This window comes from Nostoc sp. UHCC 0252, assembly GCF_034931145.1.
GTDB lineage: Bacteria > Cyanobacteriota > Cyanobacteriia > Cyanobacteriales > Nostocaceae > Nostoc.
On sequence record NZ_JAYGHE010000010.1, the window covers coordinates 66,585 to 83,197 of the forward strand.

9 protein-coding genes are annotated in these 16,613 nt (G+C 40.8%); 1 reads left to right on the forward strand and 8 read right to left on the reverse strand.

What is annotated here, in order from left to right; all coding sequences use genetic code 11:
• Positions 1 to 3: 3 nt before the first annotated feature.
• The 5 genes from VB732_RS09115 to VB732_RS09135 form a co-directional block, all read right to left on the reverse strand.
• A complete protein-coding gene (locus tag VB732_RS09115; RefSeq protein ID WP_323230500.1) occupies positions 4 to 6,612 on the reverse strand; it encodes a non-ribosomal peptide synthetase in 6,609 nt (2,202 codons plus the stop codon).
• Positions 6,613 to 6,914: 302 nt separating this feature from the next.
• Complete coding sequence (locus VB732_RS09120) at positions 6,915 to 8,624, reverse strand: aconitase/3-isopropylmalate dehydratase large subunit family protein (RefSeq protein ID WP_323230501.1); 1,710 nt, start codon at positions 8,622 to 8,624, stop codon at positions 6,915 to 6,917.
• The gene (gene leuB, locus VB732_RS09125; RefSeq protein ID WP_323230502.1) at positions 8,621 to 9,703 is read right to left on the reverse strand and encodes a 3-isopropylmalate dehydrogenase; all 1,083 of its coding nucleotides are present in this window, start codon (positions 9,701 to 9,703) and stop codon (positions 8,621 to 8,623) included. The genes VB732_RS09120 and leuB overlap by 4 nt, the downstream gene beginning before the upstream one ends.
• On the reverse strand, positions 9,687 to 10,859 hold the full coding sequence (locus VB732_RS09130; protein ID WP_323230503.1) for a 2-isopropylmalate synthase: 1,173 nt from the start codon (positions 10,857 to 10,859) through the stop codon (positions 9,687 to 9,689). The genes leuB and VB732_RS09130 overlap by 17 nt, the downstream gene beginning before the upstream one ends.
• A 24-nt stretch (positions 10,860 to 10,883) precedes the next feature.
• A complete protein-coding gene (locus VB732_RS09135; protein WP_323230504.1) occupies positions 10,884 to 11,069 on the reverse strand; it encodes a hypothetical protein in 186 nt (61 codons plus the stop codon).
• 967 nt (positions 11,070 to 12,036) lie between these two features.
• Between VB732_RS09135 and VB732_RS09140 the strand changes: the two genes are divergently transcribed.
• Positions 12,037 to 12,507: a hypothetical protein gene (locus VB732_RS09140; protein WP_323230505.1), complete on the forward strand. Its 471-nt coding sequence runs from the start codon at positions 12,037 to 12,039 to the stop codon at positions 12,505 to 12,507.
• 243 nt (positions 12,508 to 12,750) lie between these two features.
• On the opposite strand, the gene VB732_RS09145 is transcribed toward VB732_RS09140, so the two are convergent.
• From VB732_RS09145 to VB732_RS09155, 3 genes are all read right to left on the reverse strand, one after another.
• Positions 12,751 to 13,893, reverse strand: a complete 1,143-nt coding sequence (locus VB732_RS09145; RefSeq protein ID WP_323230506.1) for a BMP family ABC transporter substrate-binding protein — start codon at positions 13,891 to 13,893, stop codon at positions 12,751 to 12,753.
• Positions 13,894 to 14,560: 667 nt separating this feature from the next.
• Positions 14,561 to 15,367: a WecB/TagA/CpsF family glycosyltransferase gene (locus VB732_RS09150; RefSeq protein WP_323230507.1), complete on the reverse strand. Its 807-nt coding sequence runs from the start codon at positions 15,365 to 15,367 to the stop codon at positions 14,561 to 14,563.
• Between the two features lie 36 nt (positions 15,368 to 15,403).
• Positions 15,404 to 16,471 carry a glycosyltransferase family 4 protein gene (locus VB732_RS09155; protein WP_323230508.1) on the reverse strand — a complete coding sequence of 356 codons (1,068 nt, stop codon included), beginning with the start codon at positions 16,469 to 16,471 and terminating at the stop codon, positions 15,404 to 15,406.
• Between the last annotated feature and the right edge of the window lie 142 nt (positions 16,472 to 16,613).

Here is a 16,613-nt window from a genome sequence, read left to right on the forward strand (position 1 = left end):
TGACTATTTCGTTTTATTCTTATTGACTTTAGATAAGAATTTATCAAGCTGTTTTTGATTGAGTTTAGCGGCCGAAAAGTCCGAGGGTGTATAGCCTTTAGCTTCTTTCGACTGACAGTGAGTAATTAGAGTTTTTAATGCTGCAATAAACCCAAAAGCTAAACGTTCAATGGTGGCTTGTTGATGAATTTGATCGCTGTAAGCCCAAGTCATCTCCAATTTGCCGGCGCGAATGAATCCGCTTATTCCTAACAGATGGCTGCGCTTATTAATTGCACTTTGTTGCGCTTTCATTTCTTTAGCTAAACCTAACGCCTCGGAAGCTTTAAGCACTTGATCAAACTGTCCAAGGTAGTTAAAACTAACTTGTGCTTGAGGTAGCGCTTGTATTCTGAGATCATCCCGCCGCAAATAACGCAATACCCCATAACCAATACCTCGGTTGGGAATGCGCCGTAGTTGTTCTTTGACTAACTTTAAAGCCTCTCCAGGATGCTCAATTTCTGCTAGCTGTAACCGAACTGGGAATAAAGTGGTAAACCAGCCAACAGTACGCGACAAATCCACATCTTCAAACAAATCTTCCCTTCCATGACCTTCCAAGTCAACCAGTAGTGAATTTTCTCCCGTCCATTGGGCAAAGCTTTGCACTAAAGCTGTCAGCAACACATCATTAATTTGAGTGTTGTAGGTTCCAGGGACATCCTGCAAAAGGGCGCGAGTTTGTTCTTCAGTTAAAGAAAGGGATACAGAAGCGGCGGAAGCGATTGTGTTGTCGTCAGATGCAAGATAGTCTTTTGGTAGTGGAGTAACTTGAAAACTAGACTCACCTAGCCAGTAATCTAACTCAGCAGCGATCGCATCTGATTGGGCATATTCTACCAAGCGATCGCTCCAATATTGAAACGAAGTTGTCTTCGCTGGTAATTTAATCGCTTCACCACGACTGATTTGTTGGTAAGCTGTAGCCAAATCTTCTAGCAAAATCCGCCACGAAATAGCATCGACTGCTAAATGATGGATGATAAATATTAAGCAATCAGGTCGATCGTTACCTAATTGAAATAGTGTTACTTGTGCGATCGCTCCAGTAGATAAATTCAGACTAGCTTGAAGTTCAGCATCCGCAGCTTTCATTGCTGTTTGTTGTTCTGCTGGCGACAGGTGCGACAAATTGATTACGCTAAATGGCACTGTTTCCTGGGGAACGGTGTTAAACTGCTGCCAGTTTTTCCCTTTTTGCAAAAACCGCGATTCTCCCAAGGGGAGACGTGCAAAGCGCGAACGTAAAGCATCATGATGCAGTAACAATTGCTGCACCACTTTCTGTAATAACCCTGGTTGCAAGTTTGGCGATACTTCCAGTAACACTGACTGGTTAAAGTAATCAGGTTCCGGCAATTTCTGCTCGAAAAACCACTGTTGGATCGGTGTCAGCGCCACTTTGCCAGTGACTAATCCTTGTTCAGCTGTAACTTGGCAAGTTATACCCGCCACAGCAGCTAACTCAGCAATAGTTTGGTATTGAAATAACTGTTTGGGGATAATTTGGATTCCTGCTTGCTGGGCACGAGAAATTACCTGAATGCTGAGAATCGAATCTCCACCCAGTTCAAAAAAGTTATCATGAATGCCAACTTGTTCTAGTCGCAAGATTTCTGACCAAATCGCCGCTAATTTCTCTTCTATCAGGGTTTGGGGAGCAACAAAGTTATTTTCTGCATTTCGAGAAAGATCAGGGGCTGGTAAAGCGCGGTAATCTACTTTGCAGTTGGGTGTCATCGGTAGCGCCTCTAGCAGCACGAAAGCCGAGGGAACCATATAATTCGGCAGTTTCTGCTTGAGGAAATCGCGCAGTTCATCAGTATTTGGTTGCTGTTCGTGCAAGACAACATAAGCCACAAGGCGCTTTTGTCCAGGGATGTCTTCACGGGCAATCACGACAGTCTGAAATACCTGGGGATGTTGGCGTAACAGCGTCTCAATTTCTCCTAACTCGATGCGGAAGCCGCGAATCTTTACCTGATTGTCAACTCGACCGAGATATTCTAGGTTGCCATCTGCGCGAAATCGTGCTAAGTCACCAGTTTTGTAAAGACGATCTAATTTGGGATTTTGCTCGTTACCTAATCCGAAATTAATCAATGGATTCTCAATAAATTTCTCAGATGTGAGTTCTGGGCGTTGCCAATATCCTCTAGCTAAACCTGCTCCGCTAATGTACAGTTCTCCGGGAACTCCAATCGGTACTGCTTGCAGATATTGATCTAAAACATAAACCTGAATATTGCTGATAGGTCGTCCAATGCTAACAGAGGTGGCTGCTGGGGTTAAGCAATCTAAAGTGGTTACAACCGTTGCTTCCGTCGGGCCGTAACTATTAAATAATTGCGGTGGCTGGGGAAAATGAGCAATACTACTGTGCCAATGCTTAACTTTTTCTAGTTGAGCTTCTTCTCCCCCAATAATCACAACCCTAAGACTTTCAGGAATGCGGGAGTCTTCATGAGTAAGTTCTGTTACTAATTGATGCCAGTACGCTGTAGGAAGATCCAAAACAGTCAACTGCCATTCTCGGCAACACCGCCAAAACTCATTGCTAGAGTGCAATATCTGTTGGGTACGTAGTACTAATGTTGCACCTACTAAAAGACAAGGAAAGATTTCTTCAATGGATGTATCAAAGCAAATAGATGCAAATTGGAGAATCTTATCGCCTGCATTAATTCCATATTCATGAGTAGCAGTCATGACGAAATTTATTAGCGATCGCTGTTCAACCATAACCCCTTTCGGTTTTCCCGTAGAACCAGAGGTATAAATAATGTAGGCAAGGTTATCAAGTTGAACGTCACTAATCGGGTTGCTTGTATTTTGTCGAGCAATTATTCCCCAGTCGCTATCTAAACAAATCTTTGTTCCGGGATAATCTGCTAGTTTGTCCTGAAATCTTGCTTGAGTCAGCAAAATATCCAATTGCGTATCTTCAAGAATGTCAGTTAATCGCTCTTTGGGATAGGCAGGATCGAGGGGAATGTATGCACCCCCAGCTTTGAGAATGCCAAGTAAGCCGACAATCATTTCTAGGGAACGCTCAACGCAGATACCAACTAGCGTTTCTGCTTTCACTCCTAAACTTTGGAGATAGTGGGCTAATTGATTGGCGCGATCGCTCAATTGGCGGTAAGTTAATTGTTGACCTTCTTGCTGAATAGCTACAGCATCGGGAGTTAACTCCACTTGGGCTGCAAATAACTCATGCACACATTTAATTGAGGAATACTCTCGGTGAGTTTGATTCCATTCCACCAATAATTGCTGCTGAGTCTGCGTTAGCAGTGGTAATTCGGAAATTCGCTGCTCTGGATTCGCTACAATTCCTTTTAGTAACTTTTGATACTGCTCTAGCATTTGTTGGATTGTGGCAGCATCAAAAAGATCGCTATTGTATTCTAAAACTAAGGTGATTCCTTTTGCTCCCCTTTTAGCACCGTTCTGCACGCTTTGTTCAAAACGCGGTATGACGAGAAAATCTAGATCAAACTTTGCAGATTTATTACTGATAGGTTCATGCAAACTGATGTCCAAACCTGGCAGACTCAAATCCGGCATAGCGGAATCATGGAAGCTGAACATTACTTGAAACAGGGGATTGTAACTCAAGTTGCGTATTGGCTTGAGAACGTCTACCACTTTATCAAAAGGTAAGTCCTCGTTAGCGTAAGCTTCGAGTGTCACTTGACGCACGCGGTCGAGTAATTCCCGAAATGTGGGATTACCTGATAAATCGGTGCGTAACACCAAGTTATTGACAATCATGCCAATTAACTTTTCTATTTCCTGCATCCGTCGATTGGCAACCGCAGTCCCGATGCTAATATCATCTTGCTTTGTGTATCTGTGCAAGAGAACTAGAAAAGCTCCCAGCATCGTCATAAATAAAGTTGCACCGGCTTGACGACTCATAACTCTCAGGGATTCGCACAAATCGCTGGGAAGTTCCATTCTGACTTGATCGCCATTGTAAGTTTGTTCCGTCGGTCGTGGGCGATCGTAGGGTAATTCTAACAGGGGCGAACTACCTGATAATTTTTGCTGCCAATAGCTTAATTGCGCTTGAGCTTCTGCGGTATTCACCCATTCACGCTGCCAATGGGCAAAGTCTGCAAATTGCAACCTTGGTTCAGTTAGTGGGGAAGGTTTACCGGCACAGAAGGCTGGATAAAGTTCCAGCAACTCACCCAAAAACACATTGAATGACCAACCATCATGAGCCATGTGATGCTCAATGTGGATCAATTCATGTTCTTGTTCACTCAACTTTAATAAAACCCACTTCACCAGGGGTAGCTGATTCATATCGAAGGGCTGCTGCACTTCTGCCTCACATAGCTTTTGAGCCTCGGCTGCTTGCTCAGATTCTGGGAATGCCTGGAGGTCAATTACTTTAAAACTAATTGGTTCGTGTGGGTTAATTACCTGAAATAGCCTACCATTTACTGCCGGATAAGTTGTGCGGAAAATTTCATGACGCTGCACAATCTCATCAAGACATTGGTGTAAGACTGTGACATCAAGCTGACCTCGAAATAGTATCTTTGCTTGGAATTGGTAAGCACTATTTTCCGGCGCTAATTGCTGAATGAAGTACACTCGCTCTTGAGCAAAGGAAACTGGCAATAGTCCCTCATGGGGAATTCTTCTTATGGCCAGACGTTGCTCGTGTTGTTCTTGATTACCTTGGGTGAGCAGTTGAGCTAAACTTGCGATCGCAGGGTTTTCAAAGATTTGCCCAAAGGATAACTCGACTGGGAAAACTTCGCGCACGCGAGAAAGCATCTGAGTTGCAATTAGCGAATGTCCACCCAGATAGAAAAAATTATCATTGACTCCAATCAGATCAAGCCCTAGTAATTCAGCCCAAATCGCAGCTAACTTTTCCTCAACTGGGTTACGAGGCGCAACAAAGCGTTCTTCAAGATCGGGGCGGGTGCGATCGCAGGCTGGAAGATTCCGACGATCAACTTTACCATTGGGAGTAAGGGGCAAGGAGTCGAGAATCACAAAGACTGCTGGCATCATGTAGTGGGGCAGTTTTTCTTGAAGAAAGCCTTTGAGAGTATTGACGCTTAAATCAACTTTTTGTTTAGGAACAATATAAGCAACAAGACGCTTATCACCAGGGATGTCTTCACGGGCGATTACCACAGCCTGCTGTACATCAAAATGTTGACTCAAAAGCGCCTCAATTTCTCCTAGTTCAATGCGGAAGCCGCGAATCTTCACTTGATTATCAACTCGCCCAATAAACTCAATATTGCCATCTGGTAAGAAACGGGCTAAATCACCAGTCTTGTATAATCTACTCCCTCCTAACTCCTCAAACGGATTGGAGATAAATTTTTCCTCGGTTAACTCTGGACGATTCAGATAGCCTCTGGCCAAGCCATCGCCACCAATATATAATTCGCCAGGAGTACCAACTGGAACTGGTTGAAGTTCAGAGTCTAGTATATAAATTTGTGTATTGGAAATTGGGCGACCAATCGACACATTTGTAGCCCCTTCTGGAATATCTTGTACTAGATACCAACAAGCAAATGTTGTGCTTTCAGTCGGCCCGTAAACGTGCAGTAATCGCTGTGGCGCTCCATTTCTTAAAACCACTTTCACTGACTTTGGATCTACAGCCTCGCCTCCAAATAGTAAGTGTTGTAGGTTTTTAAATGCCTGGGGGACAACGCTGGCTAACTGATTAAATAAGGCTGTCGTCAAAAATAATACGCTAATGCCTTGTTCACAGATGTATGCTGCAAACTTCTGCGGCGAAAGCACAACATCTTGAGGAATTATCACCAGCCTAGCCCCGTGCAAGAGAGATCCCCAGATTTCAAATGTAGCTGCATCAAATGAAGTATTTGAGGCTTGAGCAACGCGATTACTAGGCACAAAGTTTACGTAGTTAGTGTTGCATACTAGCCGATTGACAGCCCGATGCGGTACAGCTACTCCCTTTGGTGTTCCTGTAGAACCAGAGGTGTAAATGACATAAGCCAGATTTTCAGCCGTGGTGTTGCTAGTAGGATTCTCTTGATGGTGGTTAATTAATTCCCAGTCACTATCTAGACAAACCAACTTCGCCCCGTTTGTAGCCAACCCTTCCACGAATTTTTGTTGAGTTAACACCACCTGGACTTGCGAATCTGAGAGCATGAACGATAGCCGCTCTTTGGGATACGTTGGATCTAGAGGTACATAAGCTCCACCCGCTTTGAGGATGCCCAACATTCCTACAATCGTTTCTAGCGATCGCTCAACGCAAATCCCTACCAGCACCTCTGAACCTACACCCAAAGCTTGTAGATAATATGCTATTTTATTGGCTCGGTGGTTTAACTCTTGATAAGTAAGTTGTTGTTCTTTGAAAACAACAGCAATATCCTCTGGAGTTGTTTCTACTTGTGCTTCAAATAATTCATGTATGCATAGATCCTTGGAGTAATCTGTTCTCGTATCATTCCATTCAACTAATATTTTGTGTAGCTCCTGTTCAGTTAAAGCAGAATTATTATGAAGAGACTGAGTAGAGTTGTTGATAATAATGTTTTCCATAAAATTAGTATATAAATTGCGATATTTTCCTAATAATCTATTTAGATGATCTGAGATAATGCCTTTTTAGGGTTAAGAGGTTGCAGGGGTGCAGAGGAGCGGAGGAGCGGAGGAGCAGGGGAGAAAGAAGAAATTTTAGGCATTGCGTTCAGATATTTAGAAATTCCCCTCTGCAATCCCTACGCCGCTTACCTTTCAGATTAACTTAGTGCCATTCTTCCTTGTACTTAAATACGGTTTAGCGCATCTTTATACAGAATTGGTATTAGAATCTACACAAGGCTAGATAAGTAGTTCAGTCTTTAATTCAAGCGATCGCTAATTTTTCCATTAACGGCAGATATAGCCACTGTTCTAGGTGAGGCTAAATAATTTTTGCCCGTTGGATCGCCACTGCGTCCTTTAAAATTGCGATTGGTTGCATAAATGCCTGTTTCTTCTTTTGCTAAAACTCCCAATCCAGAATTGATACAAGCCCCACAACCTGTTTTGAGAATCTGCGCCCCTGCTTGTTCAAAAATGTCGAGATAGCCCAACTCTTGAGCTTGATCTCGAATTTCAATGGTTGCAGGTACAATAAACAAGTTTACACCGTCTGCTAGGTGGCGACCGTTCAAAACTTCCGCAGCCTGAGCCAAATCATAAAGTTTTCCGCCAGTACAAGAGCCAATAAAGGCTTTGGTAATCGGAATATCTTCTAATTGACTAATACCTACTACCTGATCCGGTTTTGGAGGACGTGCAACTTGTGGTTCTAAATCGCTGAGGTCAAACTCATAAATCCTTTCATACTCAGCATCAGCATCCCCACTAATTTCTTCAAATTCTTGAGAACTACGGTTTTTTACATATTCACGTGTTACCTCATCAGGAACGATTAAACCACATATTGCGCCACACTCAACTGCCATATTAGCGAGAGTTAACCGTTCATCAAATGGTAGTTGGGTGAGGATTGAACCTCTAAATTCCATTACCTTACTGGTAGCGCCAGCACAGCCGATTTGTCCCAAAATAAATAGAATAATATCCTTGGCACTGATTTTAGAAGGTAAGGTTCCAGACAACTCAAATACTAAAGTTTGGGGAACCCGAATCCACATATCTCCTGTGGCATAAATATTCGCCATATCTGTCGTACCTACGCCCGTAGAGAAGGCCCCTAATGCCCCGTAGGTGCAGGTATGGGAATCTGTACCAGCAATCACCATTCCTGGCCGGACAAATCCTTTTTCTGGGAGTAAAACGTGACAAATACCTGCTGCTTCACCTGGGGAAACCACATCAAATAAGTGGCATTCTTGGTCTTGGGCAAACTTAACCATCTGTTCGTACATCAGATGGGCTTTGTTATCTGGACGGATGTCGTTAACTTGGATAAAGTGATCTGCTACCAAAACCACTCGTTGGGAGTCCCATAACTTTGCCTCTTCGCCAAAGTGTTTATAAAATGTTTTAGCCACAGGGCCAGCTACAGCATCGTGGGATAAAGCTAAATCGATTTGGGCAAAAACCACCTCTCCCGGTTTGACGTAGGAATTACCGGAGGCTTTAGCTAAGAGTTTTTCTACTAAAGTCATGGGTCTAGTAGATGTCAGGCTGCGAGGAATGGTAATCTGACCATGACGACGCATCTGATTAAAAGCCATTAGCCCACCTGCTGTTGCGATCGCATCAACTACTGGATTTTGCTCTTTTTCCCCAAAAATTTCTAGGGAAAGTCCAATATTGATACTATTGCGATAAAAAATCTCTGCAAAGGATCGCGCCCGAATCTTCTTAATTCCCGCAGCTTGGAGAGCAATGGGGGCAACTTCTCGGCTAGAACCACAGCCGAAATTTTCTCCGGCTTCAATCACATCATATTTTTGCAGTTCACCTTCGCCAATCAGGTGTTCTAAAGCATACTGTTTTAAATATTCAGGGTCATCTGTTGTGGCCCGATTAGCCGGAATAATATCATCAGTATTAATATCATCTCCCAGATGCAAAACTTTATTTGTGTTACTCATGCATAGATAGCTCCTAATTCCGAATATTCCCCAACTGAAATTTCTTCTAATAAAAGGTCAACTAAGGTTTGAGTGTTGACCAAAATTTCTTCTCCTTGAGGAGACAAATCGGCTGTGCGGTATCCTTTGGCTAAAATTCGGTCTTGTGCTTGGATAATCCGTTGGGCAGCCTGCACTTCTCCCCATTGCTGAAGCATTAAAACGCAGGCTGCGAGAGTTCCCAAAGGATTAGCAATTCCTAAACCTGCAATGTCTGGGGCTGTACCATGAATGGCTTCGTATAGACCAAATCCGTCAGCGTTTAGGCTGGCCGATCCTAATAAGCCGATGGAACCAACTAATGCACCGCCAATATCGCTGAGAATATCTCCAAATAAATTTCCCGCCAAAATCACATCAAACCGTTGTGGATTCAGAACCATAAGCATGGCTAAGTTATCCACCAGCATTGGTTCAATAACAACATCGGGAAACTCTCTAGCTTCTTCTTGCACTAAACGAGTCCAAGGCAGATGGGGCAAGGCATTTTCTTTATGGGCTACGGTGAGTAATCCTCTGCGGTTTTGGGCTTGCTGTAATGCTTTACGAGCGATCCGACGAATTTCTTCATCGTAATAGCGCATCGTATGATATCCGTAAGTTCCCTGGTCATCTGAAGCTCGTCCAGATGGGCCAAAATAGATGCCACTGACTAGTTCTCGAATAATCAGGATATCGAGTCCTTCAACTTTCTCTGGCCGGAGACTAGATTTATGCAGAAGACTTTCAACGCTACGGATGGGGCGAAGATTGCAAAAAAAGTCAAAATGCTTTCGCAGTTCTAATAATCCCCCTTGACTAACAGCACCAAATACAATCCCATCGGCTCCATCGCATAGTTGAGCGGTGGCTTGAGGGAAGTAACTACCAAACTGCTCTAAGGCAGTTGCACCAAGCCAACCATAATCTACCTGTAAGATAAATCCTTCAATTTGAGCGACACTTTGGAGAATTTTTAAGGAAGCTTCCACAACTTCTGGCCCAATTCCTTCCCCTGGAATACCAGCAATCCGATAGGATCGCTTACTTAAAGACTCCATTTTTCCATAACTCCAATACTTCGTTGGCTGTAAAATAGCGTTCTTGTTCAACAGCAAGAGATTTGATTACTGAGCGCATTTTCTCGTATTGCGTTCTGGGTTGAGGATTGTGCATTTGCTTTTCAAACAGATATTGAAAATTACTAGCTCCACTCCATTTGCCAAATACAACGTCTATACTGCCGTGAGGAAAAATTGCAAAGCTGTTGGGGTCTGAAAACAAACAATTGACATGAGTCCCCGTTTCATGAGATTGAGAAGTTCGAGAGTAAGGAGGGGCTGGGCGAACTCCTAATTTTTCAATGTAATCAGTCACAGGTGCGATCGCATCATAGTTAATGCCCTTGACTTCAATTCCAAAGCGCACTCGCAACCCATTCAATACCTGCTCAATGGGAATATTTCCCGCACGTTCTCCAATGCCGCAAAACGTACCTGATACTAAAGTTGCTCCAGCCAAGAGAGATTGGAGGGTATTTTCGAGTGCCATGCCCATATCATTGTGGTAGTGTACCCCAAAAGCCACCCCTGTCGTGGATTGGAGCAGGTCGTTAACCCAGATATAGCTCTTTTCTGGAGTGAGAATCCCCACCGTATCACAGAGAATGAAGTTTTCAATATAAGGGCTAAAGGAGCGGATACATTGCACTAAAAAATCAAAATCGGCTCTAGAAGCATCCTCTGCGGCAAAATCTACTCTCAATCCCGCGATCGCAGTTGCATAATGCAAATGTTCCGCAATTACATCGATAGCATTTTGGCGAATTTGCTCGATGACATTACCGGAGATATCGTCATCAATGGTTTTCCCTTTAAACTCTTTCACCTGCCTGATTTGCGGATCTCGTAAAAACAGTAGTCGATCGGAAACGGCATAGATAAGGATGATTCGCTTAACTCCGCAGTCTTTGGCTAGATCAATAAACTGCCTATTCATCAAAGTAGCCGAAAAAATCTCTAAACCCTCTGATACTAGTGTTTTAGCCAGTTCAGCTTCTTGCTCACATACACAGGGCATAATGTCGACTCCATCAACTCCCGTCTGAGCAATTAAATGGGCGAGTTTTTGTTTATTTTGGTAAGAGAAAAATAAACCTGCTTGTTGTTCTCCATCTCGCAGCGTGTCATCGTAAATTTTGATGGGAAGGGTTTCCATTGTTTTACTTATCTCATATAAGATTTATTTAGATAAAATTTCACACAACTCATCGATATTTGTTAGCTCATGAGGATTCACCCATCCCGAAATGGTAAAGGCTGAACTTCCCTGAGCAAAAACACCGCCAAAATCTTTTTTACCAAAATCTATGTAATCATCTTTGCCATCAAATGTTAATAATGATTGGCTATATACATTATTTGACACAAGAGTTTAATCTCCAACAGCAAATTAAATTTAGTTTTTAGAAAATACTAGAATCCAATAAAATCCGAGTTTTTTATCTATTTATATTACTCGTAATTGAAAGTTCGTAAGCCCTATAAATGAATGCTTTTAACTTTTAAAATTTTCCACAAATAGATTAATTAGCTCTTTTTACTTAAGGTCTATAAGTTAGCCCTACAAATAGTCTCAGATTTATCAAAAAAATGCAACAGCAGTTAAACCCAGGTAAGTCAATGATTAAATAGACAGTTAAGACAGTTAAGAAAGTTAAGAGGTTAAGATAGTTAAAAATTAAGACAGTTAAGACAGTTAAGACAGTTAAGTGGATAATTAAAATATTTAAAATAGTTAATAAATAATAATGAGAATTTGTAAATTTTTTGCAGCTAAGTTAGACAATTGTCATTATGAATGGTGAACGAATCCACCCTGGGATGTCAAATCGCAATTATACAAGCCAATTGGCTTGCATAGACAAGAGCGTATATAGGACTGTGGCGTTTGAGGAACAAAACCCAACACGAAAAATCCTTGGTTTTGTTGGGTTTCACTAAAGTTCAACCCAACCTACATTTTTTTCTCTCATCAGAGTCATAAAAGAGCGTTAGACGTAGGAAAGCTTTCAGGGGTTATATCATGTCCGGTTAAAGACTTATCAATTAAGACCGCAGGGGGGCAGGGGGCGGGGAGCAGGGGGAAAGAGGGTTTCCCGCTTTTTGCACAGATGTGAGAATTATAACTAATTAGCCGGACATGATATTACATCTGGATCAGATTTTTCGTGAAATGGTATTAGCGCGAATCAGTGACAAATAATTTTTTTCTCTGTGCATAATTTAATCAAAATGCGATGAGAAATAATCAAGCTACTCGTGGAAGGTAAGCACTCCACAAACCAAAAAATTTATAAACCCCGTCATGATTATGGGGTACGAGGTAATTAAGTATGATTCATCACATATCTATTTCTGTTAACAACCCGCAGCACGTTGCCGAAGTTCTAGCTGAAGTTTTGAATGGTCAAGCTTTTCCCTTTTTCCCTAACCCTGGCAGCTATATGGTTTTTCCCCTTGACGAACATGGAACGGGGATTGAAGTTTATCCATTAAAAACTCAGCTAATGCCTGGTGAAGGAGATAACCAGTGTACATTTGCAGAAAATGCCACATCTTCTGGGTTTACAGCTACTCATGCAGCAATCTCAGTTTCTTCTAGCCAAGAAAAAATTGAGTTGATTGGTAAACGAGAAGGCTGGAGAGTATTACGTTGTAACCGCGACTCTTTTTTTGATGTTATGGAGTTCTGGTTAGAAAACAAAGTGATGATAGAACTACTCACACCAGAAATGTCGGCTCAATATTTGGCAGTAACACAGCCAGAAAGTTTGAAGGAAATTTTTAAAGTAACAGTTCAGTAATTTTTTGGATCTGTACTTGATCCGGCCTTGAGTTTGGGGTTGTAGCGTGACCTTTTACCCACTCAGCACTTGGAACTCAGCACTCTTCATCGGCGATGGTGGAGGGTTTTGAGCATTTGCAGCCGGATCGCTTTTTTGACAACCACTTGTCAAAGTTGTAAGTATTAGTGCGATAACCTCTTTGATTTCCTTATTTTGATGGGGAAGCAAGCTACGCGATCGCTAACCGTATTGAATTACTGACTATAATTTATTCTGAGGAATAGACCCTTCAATTCCCTCGACATACCAATCCATCGCCAGTTGTCCGCGATCGTCCAGCACCTTACCCTTGGGTACTCGCACCACCCCTTTTTGATCTTTCACTAGCCCATCAAAAGGATGTGCATTACCCTGAATAAACTCATCCCGCTTCGCATTCACCAGTTGTTGCACATCCGCAGAAATCGCCTGATTCATCGGGGAAATATCTACCATTCCTTCAGCAATCCCATCCCAAACATTTTGAGATTTCCAAGTATTACTCATTACAGCCAAAGCTTTATCTGTATAGAATTTACCCCATTTGTTAATCACTGATGTCAAATGGGTTGTTTGACCAAACTTATTCATATCACTGTTGTAGCCAAAAGCATAAATACCTTTTTCCTCAGCTAATTGGACAACAGCACCAGAGTCGGTATGCTGCGTTAGTACATCTGCACCTGAATTGATTAAAGCAATAGCTGCTTCTCTTTCTTTGGCGGGATCGTACCAACTTTGTACCCAAAGTACCTTAACTTTTGCTTGGGAATTTGTAAGTTTTACTCCTTGAGTAAATGCATTTATTCCCCGAATTACTTCTGGAATTGGGTATGCGCCAATAAAACCAACTACATTTGATTTTGTCATCTTGCCAGCAATCATGCCGGTTAAGTAACGCGGTTCTTCAAAGCGTCCTAAATAAGTGCCAACATTAGCAGCACGTTTGTATCCTGCACAGTTTTCAAAGATAATATCATCAAAGTCTTTAGCAACTTTAATTGTTGGGTTCATGTACCCAAAGGAAGTTGTAAAAATCAACTTGTTACCATCTAATGCTAGTTGGCGAATTACTCTTTCAGCATCAGCACCTTCGTTGACATTTTCAATAAAGGTAGTTTTCACCTTATCGTTAAGATTGGCTTCCATATCTCTGCGTCCTAAATCATGGGCATAAGTCCAACCAAAATCACCCACAGGGTCTAGATAAACAAATCCCACTTTCAGAGGTTCATTTACTGCCACAGGTGACGCTGAGGGAAGCATCTCACCCGGCAATTTGGAATTTTTGTCTTGAGTACAACTCGTTAAGGCAAAACTAGATCCTGCTAAAGTGACATACTTTAGAAAATTGCGACGATCCATATTTTATTAATAAGTTTATCTGTTAAAAAGATTTTTATGATTGCCCATAATTAATGGTAGACCGATTTAGATTAGTTATTTAGCTAATCTTAACTTTTTATTTCTGCCGTCAACTTACTTGAGAAAAAAGCAATTAACAATTCTTACATTAAAGATATTTTTACTACAGCACGCTACGCGAAGATACGGGAGTTTGAACCCCGACTTAAACCGAGCGGAGTTGGAACAACCGTTGCTCCGAGCTACTTTTACGATTGGGGTATTAAACCCTTTAATTTACAAAAATGATAATATTATAGACAATCACAACATTTTTTCAGAAAGCGTATATTTAAAGCCAGCTTTTTGACAAAACCGCGATCGCAGATTGATAAAGTAAATTAATATTACAAACAAAGGCAGAGAGCAGCAATAAACTAGTTCAAAGACTCTTGCCTAATAAACTAATTTGGCATCTTTGTCTAAAACGTCATTTGCGGTAGCCTGCGGCAAACCGCTTTGCATCTACGTTAAGAAATTCACCTTGGGAAAGCGTCTTAGCCTTAATTTAACTGTGTTGACTACAAACTTGGTTTTAGAAATAACTAAACCTGCTTTTATATCTTGCTTATGCTATGACTTTTCACCAGTCACAACCATAGCATAAAAAAAGTTGGAGAAACTAGCCTCAACGATTTACTATTAATCTTTGAGTGATTTGTTGTTTAAGTACACGATAAAAAAACAATGGATTACCTATAATATAACGATCCCATAAACGAGTAGGTTCAGTAACTAAGCGTGTCAACCACTCAAACCCATTATCAGTCAGCCAACGAGGGCCGCGATATACAGAGTTAGTATAGAAATCTAAACAAGCGCCTAAAGGCAAAAATACACGAGTTTCAACTTTATTAAAGTTCTCTAAAATCCACTGTTCCTGTAATGGCGTACCAAAACCAATATATAAAATATCTGGTTGGAAATCATTAATTTTTTCTATTACTAAATCATTCTCTTTTCCTGATTTATCAAAATAACCATGATGTCCTTCGATCCGCAGATTAGGTGCAATTGATAGTAACTGAGTAATTGCTTGATCTACTATACCGGGTTTGCCAGCTAATAAAAATAAAGAAACATTTTCTTTTTCACATTTTAATGCTAAATCTTCTATATAATCTGGTGCTGTCATCCGATGTGAAGATTGCACGGAATAACCGCTTAATTTAGCTCCTAACAATACACCAAATCCGTCACAAAATACTAAATCAGCATTATTTAAAAAATCTCTATACCAAGATTTTTCGTATGCAAAATTCATCGATTTGACATTTGCATATTCTACAATTGTCTTTTTCGGACTTTTTACTGATTCTACTAAATAATCGATTAATTCTTGTACTTTAACTTTATGGATTCTTGTATTAAACAACTTTATTTCAGGGAAAGTTTTCATTTGCATTCTTATTTCCTTTCTATCTATTTTAGACAAGCTTATGGTTAATCAATTACCTTAAAAATATGGATCTCAACTTACTGCTGATGTATAAATGTATTTTAAAGATGCAAGATAATTGTTGATATCCAAGTCTTTAACTCTTATCCTTGCATTATTTCCGAGGAGCATTCTCAAATTTTTATCTGCAATTAAAGATTGCATTGCCTCCGACAACTGTTGAATCTCACCTGGATTAATTAATAAACCATTGTGGTCTTGAGTAACTACCTCTGGTATTCCTCCTACTTTAGTAGTTATAACAGCCAAACCCCAACTCATTGCTTCTAGTAGTGCCATAGGCAAACCTTCGTTATAAGAAGGTAAAACAAATACATCAGCTTTAGCTAGAAGCTCGTCGCGTTTTTCTTGGTTCACCCAGTCAAAAATAGTAATGTAGTCAACGAGATTTAGACTTTGAATTAAACTACGAGCTTTTTCTACATCTCCATCCCCCGCAATCACCAACTTTGCTTTACTTTTCTCTTCAATCGGTATAGAAGCGAATGCATGAATTAAATCAAATGCACCTTTGCGTTCACCAATACGCCCTAGAAATAAGAAAAATACCTCGTTAGAATCTAAACGTTGTGGGATTTGGGCAGGAATTCTTACCGCGTTAGGAAGAACAATAACTTGCTCTGGCTTCAAACCAAGATTTTCTATATAAAATTTTTTCCAGCTATCTGATAAAACAATAAAACGGGTACACTTACAAAATGACCAACTGAGCCATTTCTTAAGAAATTGAGGAAGCTGGGAGTAAAATAAATGAAAGTCAGCACTATGAGTATGAATAATTAGTGGTTTTTGAAATAGCCAACTAATAACAGTAGTGATTGAGTGACGAAAAGCGCTGCCTCTATCTGAAACATGAATGTGAATCAGGTCGGCTTTTTTATTTAATAAGTTCCAAAATAACTCCCCTATTGCCTGTACAAAAACTAATAGTTTTTGGGAAGCAGAGCCGTTGGGTAAAGTAGTAATATGCGTAAATTTAATATCTGAAGTAGCTTCTTCAAGGATAAGCCTTTGCACAGAAACTATCCCACCTTGCCGCTCTAAGCTTTCGCCTAACATAGTAATTTTTATAGGACTCATAAGAGCTTGTTTGGGGTATCTAAACTTATTAAATATTCATGTGTATTCATACCCTTTTTAAACTATGATTAAGTCATTTTTTTGTCAATGATACTAAGTAAAAGTTTTGATGTAATAAATATTACCATACTGATGAAGACTA